Origin of the sequence: Amycolatopsis sp. CA-230715 (assembly GCF_018736145.1) — a bacterium.
Classification (GTDB): domain Bacteria; phylum Actinomycetota; class Actinomycetes; order Mycobacteriales; family Pseudonocardiaceae; genus Amycolatopsis.
In genome coordinates, this window is sequence record NZ_CP059997.1 from 8,190,543 (window position 1) to 8,211,561 (window position 21,019).

19 protein-coding genes are annotated in these 21,019 nt (G+C 68.9%); 12 read left to right on the forward strand and 7 right to left on the reverse strand.

What is annotated here, in order from left to right:
- The first annotated feature begins 1 nt into the window (after nt 1).
- From HUW46_RS38545 to HUW46_RS38575, 7 genes are all read left to right on the forward strand, one after another.
- On the forward strand, nt 2-529 hold the full coding sequence (locus HUW46_RS38545) for an adenine phosphoribosyltransferase (RefSeq protein ID WP_215543621.1): 528 nt from the start codon (nt 2-4) through the stop codon (nt 527-529).
- Between the two features lie 130 nt (nt 530-659).
- Nucleotides 660-2,984, forward strand: a complete 2,325-nt coding sequence (locus HUW46_RS38550; RefSeq protein ID WP_215543622.1) for a RelA/SpoT family protein — start codon at nt 660-662, stop codon at nt 2,982-2,984.
- Between the two features lie 29 nt (nt 2,985-3,013).
- A complete protein-coding gene (locus tag HUW46_RS38555; RefSeq protein WP_215543623.1) occupies nt 3,014-3,793 on the forward strand; it encodes an enoyl-CoA hydratase/isomerase family protein in 780 nt (259 codons plus the stop codon).
- Nucleotides 3,794-3,989: 196 nt separating this feature from the next.
- Nucleotides 3,990-4,340, forward strand: coding sequence for a hypothetical protein (locus HUW46_RS38560; protein WP_215543624.1), 351 nt, complete (start codon nt 3,990-3,992; stop codon nt 4,338-4,340).
- Nucleotides 4,337-5,632: a hypothetical protein gene (locus HUW46_RS38565; protein ID WP_215543625.1), complete on the forward strand. Its 1,296-nt coding sequence runs from the start codon at nt 4,337-4,339 to the stop codon at nt 5,630-5,632. Before HUW46_RS38560 ends, HUW46_RS38565 begins: the two co-directional genes overlap by 4 nt.
- 9 nt (nt 5,633-5,641) lie before the next feature.
- On the forward strand, nt 5,642-6,301 hold the full coding sequence (locus tag HUW46_RS38570; protein WP_215543626.1) for a hypothetical protein: 660 nt from the start codon (nt 5,642-5,644) through the stop codon (nt 6,299-6,301).
- A gap of 17 nt (nt 6,302-6,318) precedes the next feature.
- Nucleotides 6,319-7,239: a hypothetical protein gene (locus HUW46_RS38575; protein ID WP_215543627.1), complete on the forward strand. Its 921-nt coding sequence runs from the start codon at nt 6,319-6,321 to the stop codon at nt 7,237-7,239.
- Between the two features lie 157 nt (nt 7,240-7,396).
- Here HUW46_RS38575 and HUW46_RS38580 read toward each other — a convergent pair whose 3' ends face one another.
- Nucleotides 7,397-8,278 carry a peptidylprolyl isomerase gene (locus HUW46_RS38580; RefSeq protein WP_215543628.1) on the reverse strand — a complete coding sequence of 294 codons (882 nt, stop codon included), beginning with the start codon at nt 8,276-8,278 and terminating at the stop codon, nt 7,397-7,399.
- A 159-nt stretch (nt 8,279-8,437) separates the two neighbouring features.
- Between HUW46_RS38580 and HUW46_RS38585 the strand changes: the two genes are divergently transcribed.
- Both HUW46_RS38585 and HUW46_RS38590 read left to right on the forward strand, forming a co-directional pair.
- Complete coding sequence (locus HUW46_RS38585; protein ID WP_215550379.1) at nt 8,438-9,040, forward strand: MBL fold metallo-hydrolase; 603 nt, start codon at nt 8,438-8,440, stop codon at nt 9,038-9,040.
- The gene (locus HUW46_RS38590; RefSeq protein WP_215543629.1) at nt 9,033-9,674 is read left to right on the forward strand and encodes a hypothetical protein; all 642 of its coding nucleotides are present in this window, start codon (nt 9,033-9,035) and stop codon (nt 9,672-9,674) included. Before HUW46_RS38585 ends, HUW46_RS38590 begins: the two co-directional genes overlap by 8 nt.
- Before the next feature lie 35 nt (nt 9,675-9,709).
- On the opposite strand, the gene HUW46_RS38595 is transcribed toward HUW46_RS38590, so the two are convergent.
- The 5 genes from HUW46_RS38595 to HUW46_RS38615 form a co-directional block, all read right to left on the reverse strand.
- Nucleotides 9,710-9,970, reverse strand: a complete 261-nt coding sequence (locus HUW46_RS38595; protein ID WP_215543630.1) for a hypothetical protein — start codon at nt 9,968-9,970, stop codon at nt 9,710-9,712.
- Nucleotides 9,971-10,065: 95 nt separating this feature from the next.
- On the reverse strand, nt 10,066-11,655 hold the full coding sequence (locus tag HUW46_RS38600; RefSeq protein WP_442860880.1) for a YibE/F family protein: 1,590 nt from the start codon (nt 11,653-11,655) through the stop codon (nt 10,066-10,068).
- Between the two features lie 31 nt (nt 11,656-11,686).
- Entirely contained in the window at nt 11,687-12,973 is a 1,287-nt protein-coding gene (gene hisD, locus HUW46_RS38605) for a histidinol dehydrogenase (RefSeq protein ID WP_215543631.1), read from the reverse strand.
- A gap of 34 nt (nt 12,974-13,007) precedes the next feature.
- Nucleotides 13,008-13,772: an SDR family NAD(P)-dependent oxidoreductase gene (locus tag HUW46_RS38610; protein ID WP_215543632.1), complete on the reverse strand. Its 765-nt coding sequence runs from the start codon at nt 13,770-13,772 to the stop codon at nt 13,008-13,010.
- Nucleotides 13,769-14,773, reverse strand: a complete 1,005-nt coding sequence (locus tag HUW46_RS38615) for a LacI family DNA-binding transcriptional regulator (protein WP_215543633.1) — start codon at nt 14,771-14,773, stop codon at nt 13,769-13,771. Before HUW46_RS38615 ends, HUW46_RS38610 begins: the two co-directional genes overlap by 4 nt.
- Nucleotides 14,774-14,874: 101 nt before the next feature.
- On the opposite strand from HUW46_RS38615, the gene HUW46_RS38620 reads away from it, so the two are divergent.
- Complete coding sequence (locus HUW46_RS38620) at nt 14,875-15,804, forward strand: 3-hydroxyacyl-CoA dehydrogenase family protein (RefSeq protein ID WP_215543634.1); 930 nt, start codon at nt 14,875-14,877, stop codon at nt 15,802-15,804.
- 378 nt (nt 15,805-16,182) lie between these two features.
- On the opposite strand, the gene HUW46_RS38625 is transcribed toward HUW46_RS38620, so the two are convergent.
- Nucleotides 16,183-18,231 carry a hypothetical protein gene (locus tag HUW46_RS38625; protein ID WP_215543635.1) on the reverse strand — a complete coding sequence of 683 codons (2,049 nt, stop codon included), beginning with the start codon at nt 18,229-18,231 and terminating at the stop codon, nt 16,183-16,185.
- Between the two features lie 225 nt (nt 18,232-18,456).
- Here HUW46_RS38625 and HUW46_RS38630 point away from each other — a divergent pair, with 225 nt between their 5' ends.
- A complete protein-coding gene (locus tag HUW46_RS38630; protein ID WP_215543636.1) occupies nt 18,457-19,257 on the forward strand; it encodes an IclR family transcriptional regulator in 801 nt (266 codons plus the stop codon).
- Between the two features lie 165 nt (nt 19,258-19,422).
- The gene (locus tag HUW46_RS38635) at nt 19,423-21,006 is read left to right on the forward strand and encodes an ABC transporter substrate-binding protein (protein ID WP_215543637.1); all 1,584 of its coding nucleotides are present in this window, start codon (nt 19,423-19,425) and stop codon (nt 21,004-21,006) included.
- The last annotated feature ends 13 nt before the right edge of the window (nt 21,007-21,019 follow it).

Below are 21,019 nucleotides of genomic sequence, written 5' to 3' on the forward strand. Positions count from 1 at the left end.
CGTGGCAGTGGACAATGTGGACGCCGCACTCGGCCTGATCACCGAGATCGACGGGTTCCCGGAACCAGGTGTGCGGTTCCGGGACCTCTCGCCACTGTTCGCGGACGCGGCCGGGTTCTCGACCGTGGTGGAGGCGCTCGCCGGCACGATCGAGCCGGAGGTCGAGCTGCTGGCCGCGGTGGAAGCGCGGGGATTCGTGCTGGCCGCCGCGGTCGGCTTCGCAGCCGGTCTCGGCGTCGTGCTGGTGCGCAAGCCGGGCAAGCTGCCCGCGGTGGCGGGCAGGGTCGACTACGAGCTCGAATACGGCACCGCGTCGCTCGAACTGCCAGCCGAGGTCGTGTCGCCCGGTCAGCGGGTCCAGATCGTGGACGACGTGCTCGCGACGGGCGGGACCGCGACGGCGGCGTGCGCGCTGCTGGAGAAGGCGGGCGCCACGGTCGCCGGTGTGTCGGTCGTGCTGGAGCTGGCCGGGCTCGGCGGGCGCGCCACGCTGGGTGATCGCGTGGTGCGCGCGTTGTCGACCGTCTGATCGGCGCGCACGGGAGGCGTCGCGGCTCTACTCACGGTGGGCTTTTGCCCAATCGGCGGGTGTGCCGGTGGTGTCGGCCACGGCGGGTTAGGCTGGACATCCGAGACCGCACGAGCAATTGGAGGTGCGGGTGAGCCAGGAGCTCGATGCTGGAGTGCCCGCGCAGGACGGCGGCCAGCCGTCCGGGCGCACCGGCGCGACACGGGCGCCGTCCGCCACCAGGAGGGTGCGCGCGCGCCTCGCCAGGCGGATCACGGCACAGCGCGCCGCCTCGGTCAAGCAGGTGCTCGAACCGCTGGCCGCGGTGCACCGCGAGCTGCACCCGAACGCCGATCTCGCCCTGCTGCAGCGCGCCTACGACGTGGCCGAGGAGCTGCACCGGGACCAGCGCCGCAAGTCCGGCGACCCCTACATCACGCACCCGCTCGCGGTCGCGACCATCCTCGCCGACCTCGGCATGGACACCATCACGCTCGTCGCGGCGCTGCTGCACGACACGGTGGAGGACACCGGCTACTCGCTCGACAACCTCAGCGCCGACTTCGGCGACAAGGTGGCCCAGCTCGTCGACGGCGTGACCAAGCTGGACAAGGTCAAGCTCGGCAGCGCGGCCGAGGCCGAGACCATCCGCAAGATGGTGATCGCGATGGCGCGCGACCCGCGCGTGCTGGTGATCAAGCTCGCCGACCGGCTGCACAACATGCGCACCATGCGCTTCCTGCCGCCGGAGAAGCAGGCGCGCAAGGCGAAGGAGACGCTGGAGGTTCTCGCCCCGCTCGCGCACCGCCTCGGCATGGCCACCGTCAAATGGGAGCTCGAAGACCTCGCGTTCGCCATCCTGCAGCCGAAGAAGTACGACGAGATCGTGCGGCTGGTGGCGGACAGGGCGCCGTCGCGCGACACCTACCTGCGCACCGTGATCGGGGAGCTGTCCACCCAGCTCGCCGGTTCGCGGGTGGTCGCGAAGGTCGAGGGCAGGCCGAAGCACTACTACTCGATCCACCAGAAGATGATCGTGCGCGGCCGCGATCTCGACGACATCCACGACCTCGTGGGCGTGCGGATCCTGGTCGAGGACGTCAGGGACTGCTACGCGGCGATGGGCGTGGTGCACGCGCTGTGGCAGCCGATGCCCGGCCGGTTCAAGGACTACATCGCGCAGCCGCGGTTCGGCGTCTACCAGTCGCTGCACACCACGGTGATCGGCCCGGACGGCAAACCCCTCGAAGTCCAGATCCGCACCTACGAGATGCACCGCACCGCGGAGTACGGCATCGCGGCGCACTGGCGGTACAAGGAAACCAGGGGCACCCACCGGGGCAACGCCGTCGACGTCGACGAGATGGCCTGGATGCGCCAGCTGCTCGACTGGCAGCGCGAGGCCGCGGACCCGGGGGAGTTCCTCGACTCGCTGCGCTACGAGCTGGCCACGCGCGAGATCTTCGTGTTCACGCCGAAGGGCGACGTGATCACGCTGCCGGTCGGGTCCACGCCGGTCGACTTCGCCTACGCGGTGCACACCGAGGTCGGCCACCGGTGCATCGGCGCGCGCGTGAACGGCAGGCTCGTCGCGCTGGAGCGGAAGCTCGAAAACGGCGAGGTCGTCGAGATCTTCACCTCCAAGGCAGAGGGTGCGGGCCCGAGCCGCGACTGGCTGCAGTTCGCGGGCTCGCCGAAGGCGCGCGCCAAGATCCGCCAGTGGTTCGCCAAGGAACGCCGCGACGAGGCGATCGAGGCGGGCAAGGAGGCGATCACCAAGGAGGTCCGCAAGGTCGGGCTGCCGATGCAGCGGCTCGTCTCCGCGGAGTCCATGGGCGCGCTCGCCGCCGAACTGCGGCATTCCGACATCAGCTCGTTGTACGCGGCCGTCGGGGAGGGGCACACCAGCGCGAAGCACGTGGTGCAGCGCCTGGTCGCCCTGATCGGCGGCGTCGAAGAGGCCGAAGAGGAGCTCGCGGAACGCTCCACGCCGTCCACGGTGACGCGTCGCCGCGGCTCGAACGACGTCGGCGTCATCGTGAAGGGCGCGAGCGACGTGTGGGCCAAGCTCGCGCGCTGCTGCACCCCGGTGCCCGGCGACGAGATACTCGGATTCGTCACCAGGGGCGGCGGCGTCAGCGTGCACCGCACCGACTGCACCAACGCCGACGACCTGCGCGCCCAGCCGGAGCGGCTCGTCGAGGTCGAATGGGCGCCGTCGGAGACCTCGGTGTTCCTGGTCGCGATCCAGGTGGAGGCGCTCGACCGGCACCGGCTGCTTTCCGACGTCACGAAGGTGCTCGCGGACGAGAAGGTCAACATCCTGTCCGCCTCGGTCACCACCTCGCGGGACAGGGTCGCGGTGAGCCGGTTCTCGTTCGAGATGGGGGACCCGAAGCACCTGGGGCACGTGCTCAAGGTCGTTCGCGGCGTCGAGGGTGTTTACGACGTGTACCGGGTCACGTCCGCCTCGTAACCGCGTGCCGTCGGTTTAGGCTCCTCGCCATGATCGAAGGCTTCGAATTCGACCGTGACGGGGACATCGCGCGTCTGACCTTTGCCAGGCCCGCCAAGAAGAACGCGGTCACCTACGAGATGTGGTCCGCGCTCCCCGGCATCGTGGACGAGGTCGAAGCCGATCCCGCGATCAAGGTGCTGGTGCTGACCGGTGCCGGTGCCGATTTCTCGGCGGGCGCGGACATCAGCGAGTTCGGCGACCTGCGCTCGTCGGCCGACGGCGCGATGGCCTACGACAAGGTCGTCGACGGCGCGGTGCGGGCGCTGTCCGGTATGCGGAAGCCGAGCATCGCGATGATCAGGGGCAACTGCATCGGCGGCGGCTGCCAGATTTCGGTGGCGTGCGACTTCCGGTTCGCCGAGCCGTCGGCGCGCTTCGGGATCACCCCTGCGAAGCTCGGGATCGTCTACGACTTCCGGTCGACCCACCAGCTGGTGTCGCTGATCGGCCCGGCGCACGCGCGGTACTTCCTGTTGTCCGGCAACCTGATCGACGCCACCCGGGCACGGGAAATCGGCCTGCTGAACGATATTTTCGCCCCCGAGACGCTCGAAGACGGCGTCCGCGAGTTCGCGAACGTCCTTTGTGCACGGTCGCAGGCCTCGATCAGGGGGATGAACGCGATCATCGGGAAGATCCAGGCGGGCCAGGACTCCGACGACGCCGAGATCGCCGAGATCCGATCGGCCGCGATCCGGGGCGAAGACTACGCGGAAGGAGTCGCGGCCTTCTTGGAACGCCGCACCCCGAACTTCCGCCACCGCTGAGCTGCCAGCACATCCACGAACGCTCCGTCACACTCCGCGACTACTCTGCTGACGTTCCCCCAAGGAGGTGACTTTTCTCGTTTCTCATCCCTGGAAGTCCAGTTGATGGCAAAGTGTCCAAACGTCATGTATATCGTCATCGGTCCAGCCGCATCAACTGGACGATGTTTTCGTGTGCCTGGGGAGGGAACACGTAGTGCCCGACTTTACGGTCGATATCGGCGGCTTGGACGTGCTTGGCAAGAATCTAAATCGTGCCAAAGAGAATCTTGATGGTGCGCTGAAGTCCATGGAGGACATTGGACCCGATTCCATTGGTCCAGATGACCTTGACGAGGCATGCGCCGACTTTCGGGAGGACTGGGAACGCGGGATCCGCAAGATGGGTGATTGTGTAGCGAAGATCACCGAAGCGCTCGGTGCGGCGAAGGGCAAGTATGCGGATTTCGAGAACTCGCTTCGAGACAATCTGACCAAGATGGCCCAAAAGGTTGAGGCGGGCAGTGCTGGTCAGCCGGAGCCCCCGACTATGGGACCGGCGCGATGACCAGTAAGGCCGACTGGCATGGTCTCACATTCGACCCAGCCAGGGGAAATCCCGAAGTTGTCGGAGTGCTCGCCAAGCAAATGACCGATACCGGTAACTGGCTCAAGGAGTCCTTTACCGTTCTTGAGAATGTCAAGAAAGACAAAGACTCATGGACCGGCGAGGCGTCGAAGGAATTTGCCGAAAAGCTGGGTGACCTCCCTGGATTGTTGGACGATGCACATCAGTCGCTTCTTGCTGCCGGGAAAGCGCTCAGCGGTTGGCAAGCTACGTTGGCTGGCCACCAAGCACAGGCAATCGACCTGGAAAATCAGGCGCGGCAGGCGCTGGCCGATGCTCAGCGAGCTGATGCGGCCGCGAAGCAAGCGCAGACGAAGGCGAACACGCCGGTCATGTACGACACCAATGACACGGCGGCGGCGGAAGCGGCCCAGAACAAGGCTAAGGAGGCATCTGCGGCGGCCGAGCAAGCTGGGACGGCCGCTGAAGCGGCATGGGATCGCCTTGAAGATATCCGACGTCAAGCCCGTGACCTGCAAGATCGGTGGGAAGACGATGCTGATGCGGTAGCGGATCAGCTTGATGACGCGACTGATATAGCGCCGGGCATGTGGGACGCAATCGGCGATGCTTTCGAAAGCATGGGCGATTGGGTGGTTCACAACCTGGGCAAGATCGGGGACATCGCGGGCATGATCGCAGCCGTCGCTGGCGCGTTGTCCTTCATTCCTTTTCTGGCGCCGGTTACCGGCCCGATCGCGCTCATCGCGGGCGGAGTCGCGCTTGCCGCCCACGGCGGCGAGATGGTCGTTGAGGGCAAGTGGGCTGACCCGACCGCTTGGGTCGGTCTGGCTACCGACGCGTTAGGTGTGATCCCGGGCGTCGGAGTGGCAGCCAAAAGCCTGGGTGAAGCGGCGAGTTCGCTGCGAACGGTCGAAGGTCTCGGTGAGGCTGTCATCGCTGGTGGGAAGATGTTTCTATCGGAGGCCGGTCGAGTGGCGGAGGCCGCTACGATGTTCGAGAAGCTCGGCAGTCGTACCGCCCAGCTAGTGGGGGGCAATGCGGACACGATTGCGAAGGTTGCCCAAAACACCGTGAATCTGACAGCGCAGGTGCCGGTTGCTCTCGACCTCGCGGTCGGCAATGACACGACAAAGAGCATCAAGGATGGTGTCGGCTATGGTGCGGGGGCAGTCGCGGCTGGTCAGAGCGTCGGTGACTGGGGCAAGACGGCGAGCGGGGTAGGTGGCCTTGGACGTTCGCTTGGCCAGTTCGCCAGGGCATTCGGATAGGAATCGATCATGAGTGAAACAGTCGAGCTTGACTTTCCTTTCCGTTTCTCGCTGCCTGCAGGGTTCACCGACCTCGACCTGACCGCGACGATCGAAGAGCGCGCCAACGAGTTGCTTGATTCGATCGACGTCGCGTTTCCCAGTTTGTCGAATGAGGAACGACTCCGATTGGTGCTGGCGAACCAGTTCGCTGTCGAGCAGTTGGTGGAGACCGGTGCTCGATTTGTGTCGAACTTCGTCGGGCGATCTGAGGTCGACTCCAGCGCAGCTTCGACGGCACAGCTTTCGGTGCTGTTGTTGGATGGGCTCGGAGATGCTCGGAGGCCCCTCGACGTAATCGCCGAGTCGATTCGTCTCGAAGACCGTGATCGTCATACGCAGTTCGTTGATCTTCAGATCGGCCGATGTCTTGTCGTGATCGACGAGACTGCTGTGCACGCGCAAGCCGACCTGCGAGGCGAACATCCCCCGGAAGCGACGTCCGTTCGGCAGCTGCAGGTGATGTTCCCGTTGCCGGAACAACGACGGTTGGCGATTTTCGCGATGAGCACGACATGTCTGAGAGATTGGGATGACTACGTCGACATGATGACTGCGATCTGCCAGACGATCGAGTGGGCCGATACGGGCGAGGTCTCGCGGATCTCGGCTGTTCTGAACACCCTCTGACTGAAGCGGAGAGCCACGTGCCGGTATACGTCGTTGTGATGTACGTCCTCCTGGGGCTCGCTGGCCTCGTGATGATTGCCGTCGTGGGTTCTGCTGTTGCGGAGTGGATGAAACCCAAGCACAAGCGGCTGGCGGAGGCTCGCCGCCGTTTGCTCGGTACGGAGACGCCGACGGGCACCACCAGTACCACTGTCCCGTTAGGACTGTCCGAGGACGATGTGAAGAGCATCGCCGAGTCGGAGCGCTTCCAGTGGGTCGGGTACTCCGGCCGCAACGATCGGAGGCTGAACTTTCGGCGTGCGGTAGTCGCGGCCGACGAGACGCCTATCGACGATGCTGGGGCGGGCGAAGCCGGGTTGCTCGCCGCGCTCCGCGTTGTCCAGCCGGATATCAATGGCGTGGCGAGAGTGGACGCCGACGTGATCGCCGAGCGCATGACACAAGACGAATACCGCACCGCCGCCGCGTCCGAGGGGTGGGTTCCCGCGGGTCGGGAGCAGCAGGGCGACACCACTTACCTGCTGTTCCGGCGATTCGACAGTACGGCCGTACCGCGCACCGGGCCGGAGTTCCTGAACGGACCGCCGCTCGCCGAACTGCGCAAGCACCCTCGCGCCAAAGAGGTTGCGGCCGCAGTGCTCGCCGAAACCGGTGTGGATCCACTTTCGGCCCGCGAGCTGGAAGCCGCTCGTGCGGCGCACGTACGGCTTCGCGCCCGCGCGCTCCGGTGGACGGCCCCGGCGGTATTGCTCGGCTTCGCGGCGCTGATCACGGTCTTGCTCGCCTTCGGGACGGTGACCGTCCTCGTCGCGGCTGCGGTCGCGATCGTCGTCACGGGGTGCGCGATTCCCGCGGTACGGGCGAATCGCGCACGTATCCGAGCGATCGCGCCGTACCGGCACGCCTACGAGCGGCTGGTGTCGGAGTTGCTGTCGTAGGCCGGAACGCCTCGTCCTGATGCCGTGATGGCCACCTTGACGGCATTGAGTGCCGCCCACCCGCCGCCCGACCGCCACTCCCCACGGAAACGCTTCGCGTTGCTGTATCCGTCAAGGTTTGGCCATCAGGGACGTCGAAAAGGGCCGGAAAAGTGCGTCAGCCGACGGTGATGCCGGTGAACTTGACCTCGGTCTTCGGCTTTCCGGTGCTGCCGTCCTGGCCGACGCCGCCGGGGGCGATGCCGTCCTTGGCGACCTTGTCGAGCACCTGCAGCCCGGCGTCGGAGATCTCGCCGAACACCGTGTAGTCGGGCTGCAGCTGGGCGGCGCCGAAGACCATGAAGAACTGGCTGCCGCCGCTGTTGGGCGCGCTGGTCTTCGCCATCGCGAGCTGGCCGCGGCCGTATTTGCCTTGCAGTTCGGGGAAGTTCTCGTCCTTGACCGTGTAGCCGGGGCCGCCGGAGCCGTCGCCGTTCGGGTCGCCGCACTGCAGCATCTGCAGGCCCTCGGAGACGCCGAGGCGGTGGCAGGCGGTGTCGGTGTAGAAGCCCTGCTTCGCGAGGCTCATGAAGCTGTTGACGGTGCACGGCGCGAGCGCGCGGTCCAGTGTCACCGGGATGTCCCCCGCGGTGGTCTTCATGACCGCGTTCACCTTGCCGGTGGCCGGGGTCGGGCCCGCCTGCGGCGCCTTCGCCGTCTTAGCGGACTTCTCGCCCTGGCTCGCCGGATAGTCGCACGTGGACGGGTTCGGCAGCGGCTGCGGGCGCTTGACCTCGGCGGCGCGCTGCGTCGGGATGGCCGCTGGCGACGGCGGCGGGGGCGTCTCCGACGACGGCGAGGCGTCGGGCTTGGCCGCGTTCGCGTTGTCGTCGCTGTTCCGCGTCGCGAAGAACACCACCAGCCCGGCGACCACCACGACGGCGCCGACGGTCACGCCGACACCGATGATCTTGCGCCGCTTCGCTCGCTCGGCCCTGCGTGCAAGCTGTCGCTCGAGCTTGCGCTTCGCGGCCTCGCGGCGTTGCTGGTTGGTCGCCACCTGCCCTCCAGGTTTCCACTCGAAGTCACACACCGATCGGGTGGCCCGCAGTCTATGGGCACAGCCTGTGAGAACCCTGTACAGGGGCCGCTAGGGTGGGTGGACGGGCGCGCCGAGACAGGCCGGGCGACCGCACTGGTGCAGGTGGAGGGGGTTTTCGTGCTCGTCGCCGGGTTCGCGGCCGGTGCGCTCGGCGCCAACTGCTACCTCCTCGCCGCCGGGCGCGGCGCGGACTGCGTGGTGGTGGATCCCGGCGAGGACGCGCTGGAACCGCTCGACGCGGCGCTCGCCGAACACGACCTCACGCCCGATGCCGTGCTCGCCACGCACGGGCACTTCGACCACGTCGCGTCGGCCGCGGAGATCGCGCGCCGCCACGGCGTCCCGGTGGTGCTGCACCCGGCCGATCACGCGATGGTGCCGGGAGCCGAGCTGACACCGCTCAACGCGGGCATGATCGAACTGGCCGGCATCGCGCTCGACGTCGACCACGCGCCGGGGCACACCGAAGGGTCGGTGCTGGTACGGGTGCGCACCGAGGCGGGCGGCAGGCTTCTGCTCTCCGGTGACACCCTGTTCGCGGGCTCGGTGGGCCGGACCGACCGCGAGGGCGGCGACCGCGACCGGCTCGACGGCTCGTTGCGCGAACTCGTGCTTCCCCTGCCGGACGAGACGGTCGTGCTGCCGGGGCACGGGCCCGCGAGCACGATCGGCAGGGAGCGCACCACCAACCCGTTCTTCACGAGGCTGGACGATGACTGACGAAGAGCAACCGGAGCGGATCCCGCTCCACCAACCGGATCCCGCCCTCCGCAAGCGGCGCGCCTGGTCGGGTTTCGCGGGCGTGCTGCTGGTGGCCGCCGCGTTCGGCGGGATCGGCGGGCTGATCGGTGGCCGGGTCGCCGGGCTGGTGACCGCGGCGGTGGTCGCGCTACCGCTGGTCTACGTGGTCCTGTTCGGACTGCGCAGGCAGGTGTGGCTCACCGGCACCACGATCGTCGTGCGCGCGTGGCGCGAACGGCACGTCGACCTCGTCACCGCCAAGCGCATCGACCTGCTCGTCTCGGACGTGCGCGGCGCGCGGACGGTGAGCATGCTCGTCACCGGTGCGCGGGGGAAATCGGCGAAGGTCGACCTCGCGATCTACGCGGGCACCGGCGGCCGGGAACTCGGCATCCTCGCGCTGCGCAAGCTCGCCGACGGTGTGCTGAACAACGTCGAGGCCAACGGGATGATCTTCTCCGAACTCCTGGTCGCGCAGCTGCGAGCCGAAGCGAGGGGCGAAGCCGTTCCCGACCGCCCGCTGCACCGCCTGGCCTCGGCGGCGCCGTCGGGCAAGCTCGCCCAGCGGTTCACCATGGAAGCAGTGAGCCGTTTCGTGGCCACTTTGGACTAGTCAGTGTTTTGACAATGGCTGGTCTACGTGGCGGGTCAAGGTGCGGCTGAAGTCCTGACGGCCAGGGACTTCTCGATCGCGGTCAGCTGGTCGCGCACGGCTTCGAGCTGGTACACGAGTTCGGGCAGCTCGTTCGACGCGTAGGTCGCGAGCCGTTCGAGGTGTTTCGCGGTGGCCTGGATTTCGTCGAGGGTGGCCGCGACGCGGGGGACGGCATCGAGCGCGGCCCACACCGCCTTGCCGAGCCGGAAAGCGGTGCCCGCGATGCGGAACGGTGCGGTGAACACAGAAGTCATGGCAGCTCCACCTCGATGCGGGCCAGGACACCGGTCTTGGTACCCCACCGCGGGCGGTCGCGGCACACCGGGGCGAGTCCGCGGGGCTGGTGTGACTACTGCTCACCGATGGGGCTGGTGTGACTCGGAATCGGCTCGCGGCTCGCGATGAGCGCGGCCAGTACCGTCGTCACGGGCACCGCGGCGACGATGCCGACGCTGCCCGCCAGGGTCCGCACGATCTCCTGCGCGATGTCCTGCGAGCCGAGCACGGCGGAGAGGCCGACCCCCGACAGCGACGACACGAGCAGCACCGGCAGCGCCGCCCCGGCGTACGCCATCACCAGCGTGTTGACCGCCGAACCGACGTGGTCGCGCCCGATCCGCAGCCCGGCGGCGTACAGCTCGCGCCAGGACAGCGACGGGTTCGCCCGCCGCAGCTCCCACACCGCGCTGGTCTGGGTCACCGTGACGTCGTCGAGTACGCCGAGCGCGCCGATCACGACGCCGGCCAGCAGCAGGCCGCGCGCGTCGATGCCGTGGCCGAGCGAGCCGATCAGCGTCGAGGTCGCGTCGTCGAGCCCGGTCAGCGACGCGGCCGCCGAGAACACCGCGGACAGGCCGCCGATGAGCGCCAGGCTCACCATCGTGCCGAGCACCGCGACCGAGGTTCTCGCGGACAGCCCGTGGGTGAGGTACAGGGCGATGAACATGATCACCCCGGCGCCCGCGATCGCGACCAGCAGCGGGTTCTCCCCGGCGAGTATCGCGGGGAGCACGAACAGCGCGATCACCACGAAGCTCAGCCCGAGCGCGATGAGCGCGGCGACGCCCTGCCACCGGCCGAGCACGATCACCGCGACCGCGAAGATCGCGGCGAGCACCAGCAGCGGCAGCCCGCGCTGGAAGTCGACGAGCTGGTAGGAGTTCGGGTCGTGCGCGTCACCGCCGTTGTAGGCGAGCACCACCGAATCGTTGAGCGAGAACCGGGGTGTGCTCGGCTCGACCGGGATGACGAGCTTGAGGGTCTGGCCAGCCGCCGCGCCGTCGGTCATCTTGACCTCGGTGGTCATGCACGGCTTGTCCCCGCCGGGTGGGGGCTGGTCGCCCACCTGCACCTGGCCGTCGGCGAGGCACGGGCCGTTCGCCAGCGAGGTGATGTCGCCGTGCACCGGGGTGCCCTGCGGCACCGCGCTCGTCGGCGCGGCGGTGCCCCACGGGTACAGCACGAGCGTGCCCGCGACGGTCAGCAGGGCGATCGGCACCAGCAGCCAGATCAGCAGCAGCCGGACGCGCCGGGACGCGGGCGCGGCCGGGGTGTGCCCGTGTCCGTGGCCGTGCCCGATCTCGGGGTCCAGTACCGGTGGGCGTTTCTTCGGCGGTTGCCGTTTTCCTTGGCTGGCAGGCGGTTTGCGGTCGACGCCGGTTTTGGGCTTCGCTGGGGTGGTTTCCCGGCGAGGGCCGTCCGCCGCTCGTCTGGGCCGACGGACTGGGTCGCCGGTCGGCCGCCGCCGCGGCTCGCGGCTGCCCGATTCCCTGCGCTCAGCCGGTTTTCCGGCCGGCGGCGGTGTCCGGCGCAGGTCGGGCCGGTCTTCCCGGCGGCGCTTGCCGCCGGGCGGGAGCGGGCCGCCGCCGGGCACGCGGCGGATGGGCCCGGTGTCGTCGTCGGCACCGGTGCCGCCGGTGCCGTCCTCGTCGCGATCCACCGGCCCATCCTGCACAGCCGCCCGCGCGGCGTCACCTCGGGGTTGACCCCGCGCGCTCGTCCAGCCGCAGCCGCGCGGTGAGCGCGTGCCCGAACATGAGCTCGGCGTCGGCGATCGCGGCGGTGGACGGGGCGACGAGCGCGCCGCCGTCCGGGGTCAGCCGCTGGTAGGTGACCGTCTTGAGGAACTTCCCGACCCACAGCCCGCCGGTGTACCGCGCGGCGCGCCCGGTGGGCAGCACGTGGTTCGTCCCGATCGACTTGTCCGAGTAGGCGACGGTCGACTCCGGGCCGACGAACAGCGAGCCGTAGTTGCGCAGGTGCTCGAAGTACCAGTCGTCGTCGGCGGTCTGCACTTCGAGGTGCTCCGGGGCGTAGGAGTCCGAAATGGCCGCGGCCTCTTCGAGCGAGTCCGCGACGACCACGGCGCCGTGCTCGCGCCACGCCGCGCCGGCGACCTCCTTCGTCGGCCACTGCCCCGCCAGCCATCGGTCCACTTCGGACAGCACGGCCTGGCCGAACGGGCGCGAAGTGGTGACGAGCAGCGCCGGGCTGTTCGGCCCGTGCTCGGCCTGGCCGAGCAGATCGGCGGCGACCAGCCGGGGATCCGCCGTCTCGTCGGCGATCACCGCGACCTCGGTCGGCCCGGCCAGCAGGTCGATGCCGACGGTGCCGAACAGCTGCCGCTTCGCCTCGGCGACGAACGCGTTGCCAGCGCCGACCACCATGTCGACGCCCTTGACGTCCTCGACGCCGAAGGCGAGCGCGGCGAACGCCTGCACCCCGCCGAGGCAGAGGATCACGTCCGCGCCCGCGAGGTCCATTGTGTACAGCTGCGGCGGGTAGATCCCGGCCGCCTCCCGAGGCGGCGCCGCGGCGACCACGGTGCCGACCCCGGCCGCCTTCGGCACCGCGACCGTCATGATCGACGACGCGATGAGCGGGTACCGGCCGCCGGGGGAGTAGGACCCGGCCGCGCCGACCGGGATGTGCCGGTGCCCGAGCACGACGCCCGGCAACGTCTCGACCTCGAGATCGGTGAGCGTTTCCCGTTGTTTCGCGGCGAAGTTGCGCACCTGGCCCAGCGCGAATTCGAGTTCGCGTGCCAGTTCGTCCGGGACGGCTTCGCGGGCCTTCGCGATCTCGTCCGCACCGACCACAAAGGACTCGGGGCTCCAGTTGTCGAGCTGCTCCGAATAGCGCCGGATCGCGGGGAGCCCTTCGGTTTCCACGTCGTGCAGGATCCGGCTGACGGTCTTCACCACTTCTTCGCTGCGCGCGGCGTCGTGCTGCCAGCCCTGCTTCAGGTACTCCGCCATCGGGGACCGCCCTTCCTCTCGAGTGGGACTGGGATCAGTACATGACGAGCCCGGCGCTGACGTTGACGTCCTCGCCGGTGATCGAGGCCGCGTCGGGCGACGCGAGGTGGGCGACGGCGGCCGCCACGTCGGACCCCGCGACGAAACGCCCGAGCGGGACCGAGCCGAGCATCGTCGCGCGGGCGGACGCCGGGTCCGTTCCGGTGGCCTCCGCCTGCGCGCCGACGACCCAGTCGAGGCGCTCGCCCTCGACGAAACCCGGTGACACCACGTTGATCCGCACCCCGTGCGGGGCGAGGTCGAGTGCGGCGGTGCGGCAGAACCCGACGAGCGCGAGCTTGCTCGCCGCGTACGGGGCCCGGTGCTTGAGGGGCCGCTTTCCGGTCATCGAACCGATGAGCACGAACGACCCCGCGCCGCGGTCGATCATCGACGGCGCGAAGGCCCGGACGGTGCGGAAGGCGCCCGCGGTGTTGACCGCGAAGGTTTCTTCCCACGTGGCGGGGTCGACCTCCCACACCGGTGCGGACGGGCCGCCGACGCCGCTGTTGCACACCACGACGTCCGGTGCGCCGAGCTCGCGCACCACCCACGCCGCGAGATCGTCCACAGTGGACGGTTCGGTGAGGTCGAGCGGCCTGGCGTGCCAGGTCGCGCCCACAGCGGTCAGCTCCGCACCGGTCGCTTCGAGTGATTCGGTGTCACGGCCGGAAAGCACCACGGTCGCGCCATCGGCACCGAGGCGCACCGCGATCGCCTTGCCGATTCCTCGGCCCGCGCCGGTGATCACCGCGATCATCGAACTGCCTCCTGCCCGTCGGTCGTGCGCCGCGGGACGAGGTCGTTGCGGAAGCGCTGGTGCCGCACGGCGCGGCCGGGTTCGGCGACCCGTTCGCGCAGCAGGGACACGGCCGTCGCCGCCATGTCGGCGAGCGGCTGGCGCACAGTGGTCAGGCCGAAGGCGCCCCACGCGGCCATCGGGATGTCGTCGTAGCCGATCACCCACACGTCCCGCGGCACGCTCAGGCCCGCTTCCGCGAGCGCGTCGAGCGCGCCGAAGGCGCTGAAGTCGTTGGCGCAGAACACGGCCGACGGCGCGGGACCACCGGCGAGGATGCGCGCCATCGCCGCGCGCCCGCCGTCGTGGGAGAGCCCGCCGTCGGCGATCCGCCACGGCGGCAGGTCGAGCCCGTTGCCCGCGCAGCCGTCGCGGAAGCCCGCACCGCGATCGCGCGCCGTGCTCGCGTCCAGCGGGCCGTCGACGAGCGCGACTTCGCGCCGTCCCGCCGCCGCGAAGTACCTCGCCGCGGCCGCCGCGCCGGCGTGGTTGTCGCTGTCCACCTGATCGCACGCGAGATCGGGCACGGTGCGGTTGACCAGCACCACCGGCGCGCCCCGGTCGATCGCGCGCGCGAGCGGCACCGACGCGGCGGTCGCGGTGGTGAACAGGAGCCCGTCGACGAGCCGCTGGTCGATCGCGTCGAGCGCGGCGCGCTCGCCGGGACCCGCGCTGTCCCACAGGATCATCCGCAGCCCGGCCGCGCCGAGTTCGGCGCCGAGCACCCTGATCAGCTCGGGGTAGAAGGGGTTCGTCATGTCGTCGACGATGAGCCCGACGGTGCCGGTGCGGTTGGTGCGCATCGCGCGCGCCGCGCCGTTGGGCTGGTAGCCGGTTTCCGCCATCACGCGGCGCACCTTGCGGCGCACGTCCTCGCTGACCGACGTGTGCTCGTGCAGCACGCGCGACACGGTCGCCTGCGAGACGCCGGCGAGTTTCGCGACTTCGCGTGCGGTGACCACACCCTTGCCCTTCCTGGCTTGAATACGTATACATTCAGGGTGGCGGCGAGGGATGTCAAGGGGCCTCCCGGGATCGCCGCGATACGGCGAGGAGGAACGTCATGGGCGAACCCGTCGAGTCGGTCGCGGTGATCGGCGCGGGCACCATGGGCCAGGGCATCGCGGTCGCGGCGGCGCTCGGCGGCGCGCGCGTCCGCGTGCACGACCGGCCTTCCGTGGTGGACAAGGGAATGCGGGCGATCAGGCTGCGGTACGAGAGCGCGGTCGAAGCGGCGCCGGGTACGCCGCACGCGCCGCTGGACGAACTGGCCGAACCGTGCGCGGCGCTCGCGGACGCGGTCGAGGGCGCCGATCTCGTGATCGAAGCCGTCTTCGAGGACATGGGCGCGAAACTTGAGGTCTACCGGGCGATCGGGCCCGTTATGGGAAGTTCGTCCGTGCTGGCGACGAATACGTCTTCATTGCCGATCAAGGATCTGGCCTGCGCGGTCCCGGCCGCGGACCGCTTCGTGGCCACGCACTTCTTCAACCCGGCCGAGCTGGTGCCAGGGGTGGAAGTCGCCCGCGCGCCCGAAACCAGCGACGAGACCGTGCGGCGTGCCGTGTCGTTCCTGACCTCCATCGGCAAGGAGCCGATCGAGGTCGGTGCCGGGGCGGGGTTCGTCGCCAACCGGTTGCAGCTCGCGTTGTTCCTCGAAGCGCTCAACTGCGTCCGCGACGGGTCCGCGACACCGGAGCAGGTCGATGCCGTCGTCCGGCGGACCTTCGGCTTCCGGCTGCCCGCTTTCGGCCCGTTCGCGGTCGCCGACATGGCGGGGCTCGACGTCTACACGAGCATCCTGGAAACCCTCGAAGCCGCCTACGGCGAGCGGTTCACGGTCCCGGCCGAACTGTCGGACCTGGTCGCGGACGGCCGCGTGGGGGTCAAGGCGGGTGCCGGTTTCCGCGACTACACCGCGGACGAAGTGACCGAACTACTCGCCTCCCGCGACGAGCGATACCGGCGCCTGCTGGCCGCCGCGGGCGACTGACATGCCCGCGCGCAATCGCGGCAGCGGCCTGCGGTCCCGAGGCCACAGTGCTGTCGGGAACCAGTCGCGGGTGCTCCGCGAGACCGGTGGCGGGGAGCGCCGTTGGTCCCCGAAGGCCACCTTCGGGGAATCTAGCGCCATTTTCTCGGCCCTCGCAGGTGCGCGGGCGCGGCTGCGCATGCCCCGAAGGTGGCCTTCGGGGCGCTAGACGCCGCGAATCCACCCCTCGCACGCCCGACTTCCGCAGGGCCATGCCCCGAAAGTGGCCTTCGGGGACTCCAGCGCCACCTTTCCCGGCCCTCGCGTGGCACGCTGCCGAAGACCGACCCGGTGCGGAGCAGGGGCGCCCCGCACCGGGTCGGTGTCCACATCGGACGGTCAGCGGACGATCTTGATCGCGGGCTTGAGCACCGGGTTGGTGGTGGTCAGCGCCCAGTCGCCGGTGCTTTCGAAACCGGGGTTGCGCACGTCGAGCCCGACCGCGGTCATCGTGTCCACGCCGACGTCGATGGCCAGATCGGGAATCGAACGATCCGCGCACAGCTGGTAGGACACGGTGACCTTGTCCTTACCGCGCACGAACGCGCTGATGTCGATCGGGCCCTGCCCGCCGTCCCCGTTCATCCAGGTGTACTCCGGGCCGTCCGAGATGTCGTGGTGGTAGACCTCGTTGCCGTCGATGAGCAGGCGCTTGGACAGGAAGTCCCGGATCGCCTGCGTCTTGGCGTACTGGTCGTAGTCCCAGAACGAGATCTCGTAGCGCGCCGACGACGGGTCGACGCGCATCACCTGCGTCGCCGAAGCGCACCCGCCCGCGGGGATCGGGGTCTTCGGCGGCGCGGACAGGCTGAGCCTGCCGTGCCCGAACATCGCGAAGTTGTCCGTCCGGTACCCGGGGCCCTGCCGCTCCGGCGGGACCGGCGGCGCGAAGTAGGGCAGGCCGCGCATGCTCAGCGCGACCGCGTCCCTGATCCTGGCCGGGCGGTCGGTGGCGTACAGGTCGATCGAGGGCAGGATCGAGTGGCCGTTGGCGGAGATCTTCCAGCCCCAGTCGCCTTCGAAACCGCCGTTGAGCACCAGCAGCCCGTCGCCGCGGACGTCGTCGAACCCGATGTCGAGCGGGTAGTCGCCGACGCCGTACTTGTCGATCACCCGCAGGGCGATCGTCGCGGAAACCTTGTCGCGCAACGCATCCGTGACATCGACGGTCCGCTGCTGGTAGGTGTCGCCGCCCGCGTCGGTGACGTCGGACTCCCACACCACCTTCCCGTCCACGAGCAGCTGCTTGTAGTGGTACCCGGAGCCGCCCAGGTTCCCGTAGTACCAGTCGAAGTCCGCGAACGAGATCGTCTTGCGGCGCGCGAACGGGTTCACCAGCACCGTCTGCTCGGCCTGCCCGTACTCACCGGCGCGGGTGCCCGCGTAGCTCGCGAGCGCGACCGAGAACCGGCCGATGCCGTGCGCGGCCCGGTTGTCGCCGGCCAGCGCGGGTTTGTCCCCCAGCGGCAGCCCGTAGTTGTTGATGCCCAGGATGCGGCCGTCGCGCACGTACGGCATCGCGTTCTCGATCGACTTGGCCACGTAGGTCTCCGTCGGCGGGTTCGCCGCGTCGAGGAACCTGTTGGTGTAGAGCAGGAACAGCACGCCGAGCCCGCGCGGCTGGGTCTGCTTGAGGATGGTGTCGAGGTTGGGGCCGACCGCGGACGGGTCCTGGGTGTTGTTGCTGTACCCGAGATACGGGTACACGATCCCGTCGATGTAGGGGCCGAAGCGGGCGTAGAAGCTGTCGCTGACCGCTTCGCCGTAGTAGGCGGTGGTGTAGAAACCGAGTTTCGGGTTCACCGAATCCTGGCTGTCCACGATCTTCTGCATGTAGTCGGGTGTGAACAGCTCGCTGTTGGCGCCGACCAGGAAGTCGTCGATGGCCCACGCGACGACGTTCGGGTTGGCCACCGAGAGCTTCGCGATCTCACGCGCCCACGAGACGAAGTCGAGCTTGTACGGCCGGGAGCAGCGGCCGCTGCGGCTCGGGACCGGATTGTCCATGCACTCCGACGGTGGCACGACGTAGACCCAGATCCGGATCCCGGCGCGCCCGGCCGCCGGTGCGAACTCGGTGCGCAGGTCGTCCCAGTCGGTCGGCGAGTCCCAGATCCCGTAGACGTAGGTGTTCAACCCTTCGCGTTTGAGCTTCGAGATGAGCGAGGGCGTATCGATGTGGCGGTAGCCGTCCGCGCGGGGCTTGGCCTCGCGGACGTCGGCGAAGACGGTGTTCCCGCCGGTCATCGCGGCCTTGATGCCGCCGGGTGGCACGACGTTGCGGTTGATGTCGGACAGCGGCGCGTCCTTCACGCGCGCGGTCGGGACAGCGGGGTCGGTGCTGGGCTGCGCGGCCGCCGATGGGGCGGTGGCGAGCGCGGTGACCACGCACGATGCGGTGACTAGGGATATCAGTGCTCTCCAGTGGGGACCCTTCATAGTATTCTCCGTATATCGAAGATAAATACGAACAGCTGAAGATGAAGATCTTCCTCGTTGGGTCAGGCCACGGCTAGGGCCGTTGCGGTGACTCTGGTGGGTGACACGCGCACCGCCGTGCGCTGCGGAAGCGCACGAAAGTGTGAAGGAAAGCGAAGGGAAAGCAGGGTGGCCATGACCGCGCAAAAGGACCCGGTCGTCCAGGGCAAGGGGGACCGGCCCGCCTCGCCCGCGGTGGACCGCGCGCTGACGGTGTTGGAGAAGCTCGTCGCCGCCGAGGAGGGGCTCACCTTGACCGCGCTCGCCAGGGCTACCGAGATTCCGCTGGCCACTTGCGCGTCCATTGTGTACACGCTGGAGCAGCGGGGGTACGCGACGCGGACGGTCGTCGGCCGCAGCCACTTCTGGCGGCCGACGCTGCGCCTCTACGACCTCGCGGCGCCGCTGATCCGCCAGGAGGATCTCTCCGAGGTGGCGCAGCCGCACCTGCGCGCGATCGCCGACGAGCTGCGCATGCCTGCCCACATCGGCGTGCTGGACGGCACTTCCGTGGTCTACGTGGCGAAGGCCGCGCCGCCGGGGTTCATCCAGTTCGATACCTATCCCGGCAAGGTGTCGCCGTTCAACCTGACCGCGCTGGGCAGGGCGATCGCGGCCTTCCTGCCCGACGCCGAGCTGGAACCGCTGCTCGCCACGCTCGCCGCGGGCACCGGCCCGAAGGCGGCGCGGTCGGGTGCGCGGGCGTTCCGCACCCAGCTCGCGAAGGTCCGCCAGGTCGGCTACGCGCTCGAAGACGAGGAAGAGCAGGCCGACATCGCGTGCCTCGCGGCGCCGATCTTCGACGCCGAGGGCAGGGTCAGCGGGTCGATCGGGGTCACCGGGTTCTCTCGCGACCTCATCGGGCCGAAGCTCGCGTACGCGGCGGATCTGGTGGTGCGCCACGGCAGGGAGATCTCCGCGAAACGGGGCTTCTGAGCGGGCGCGCGGGCCTTGCGCGGGGTCACCGGCGGTTCTACCATCTTCAGTTTGAAGAAGTTATCTTCGAAATAACGTATAAGTCACGGCAGCATCCGAAGCAGCAACCCGAGCCGGTCCGTCGGTCCACTGGGGAACGCGGCCGCATCACAGCGGGAGGTACGCGTGCGAGTTGGACGGGGTCTCGCCGTCGCGTGTGCGACGGTCACCATGGCGGCGGTCACCGCGGCGTGCGGTGGGGACGACGGCGGTTCCGGCGGCCCGGAGGTCAAGCCGTCCGCGAACAGCGGGCAGGGCCCGGTGAAGGACGGCGGCACACTCGTCTTCGGCCAGGTCGACGGTGTCACCCAGCTCGACCCGAACAAGATCTCGAGCGCGGCGCAGACCCAGTTGCAGACGCTGCTGTGGAGCGGGCTGAGCAAGTGGGCGCCGGACAACTCGGCGAAGCCCGATCTCGCCGACTCGTGGGACCACTCGCCCGATTTCAAGAAGTGGACCTTTCACCTGCACCCCGGCGTGAAGTACCACAACGGCAAGGCGTTCACCTCCGCCGAGGCCAAGAAGAACTTCGACAAGGTGCTCGCGCCGAACTCCACGGCGCAGGTGGCCGCGAAGATCGCGATGGTGCAGACGGTGAGCGCGCCCGACCCGGCGACGCTGGTGATCGACCTGAAGTCCGCGAACCCCGAGCTGCCGACCGACGTCATCGACGTGAAGATGACCGACGTCGACGACATCGCGAACGTCAACAAGACCGCGAACGGCACCGGCCCGTACAAGCTGAAGTCGTTCGTGCCGGACCAGGCCGTCGAGCTGACCCGCAACGACGCGTACTTCGGTGCGAAACCGCATTTCGACGGCATCAAAATCGCGCGCTACGCCGACGCGACGGCGGCGCAGACCGCGCTGCGCTCCGGTGACCTCTCCGTGTTCGGCTCGGTTTCCCCCGACGTGGTCAAAAACCTCGCCACGGACGGCCGCCAGCTGCTGACCGCCACCGAGCCCGCTGCCTACGTGGTGTGGGAGCTGGACACGAAGTCGGCGCCGTTCAACAACCCGAAGGCGCGCGAAGCCCTTTCGTACGCGGCGAACCGGGACGCCATGATGGAGGCGGGCTACGCGGGCTACGGGGTTTCGACACCGGGCAACGTCGTGGTGAACCCGAAGAACAAGTACTACGACCAGGCGCTGCCGAAGCACGAGTTCAACCTGGACAAGGCGAAGCAGCTCTTCGCCGAAGCGGGCGTCACCGAGGGCGCGAAGCTGACCTTCTGGACGAAGGCGGGCAGCAACCAGGAGTGGACCACGATCGCGCAGATCCTCCAGGAGGACCTGAAGAAGATCGGGATCACGCTTGACATCCAGAGCAACGAGAACGCCACCTGGAGCGCGAAGTTCTACCCGAAGGGCAAGCAGTTCCCCGGGATGCTCGCCGCGAACTACGTGTCGTTCACCCCGTTGCCGGACAGCTACGCGCTTTCCTGGTTCGAAGGTTCGCAGGGCACCTGCGAGTGCAACTGGGCCGCGCCGAAGGAGTACAACGACGCGGTGGCCACCATCGAGTCCACAGGGGACGGTCCGGCGCGGGACGCGGCGTTCAAGACCGCGCAGGAGGTGCTGAACAAGGAGAACCCGATCATCGTGCTCGGCAGCACCGCGTTCCTTTCGGTGGCGCAGGGGAACGTGCGCGGGGCGTGGGTGCAGGCGGAGGGGACCCTGCACCTCGAAGAAGCCGGATTCGCGGCCTAGCAAGGGTTCGGCG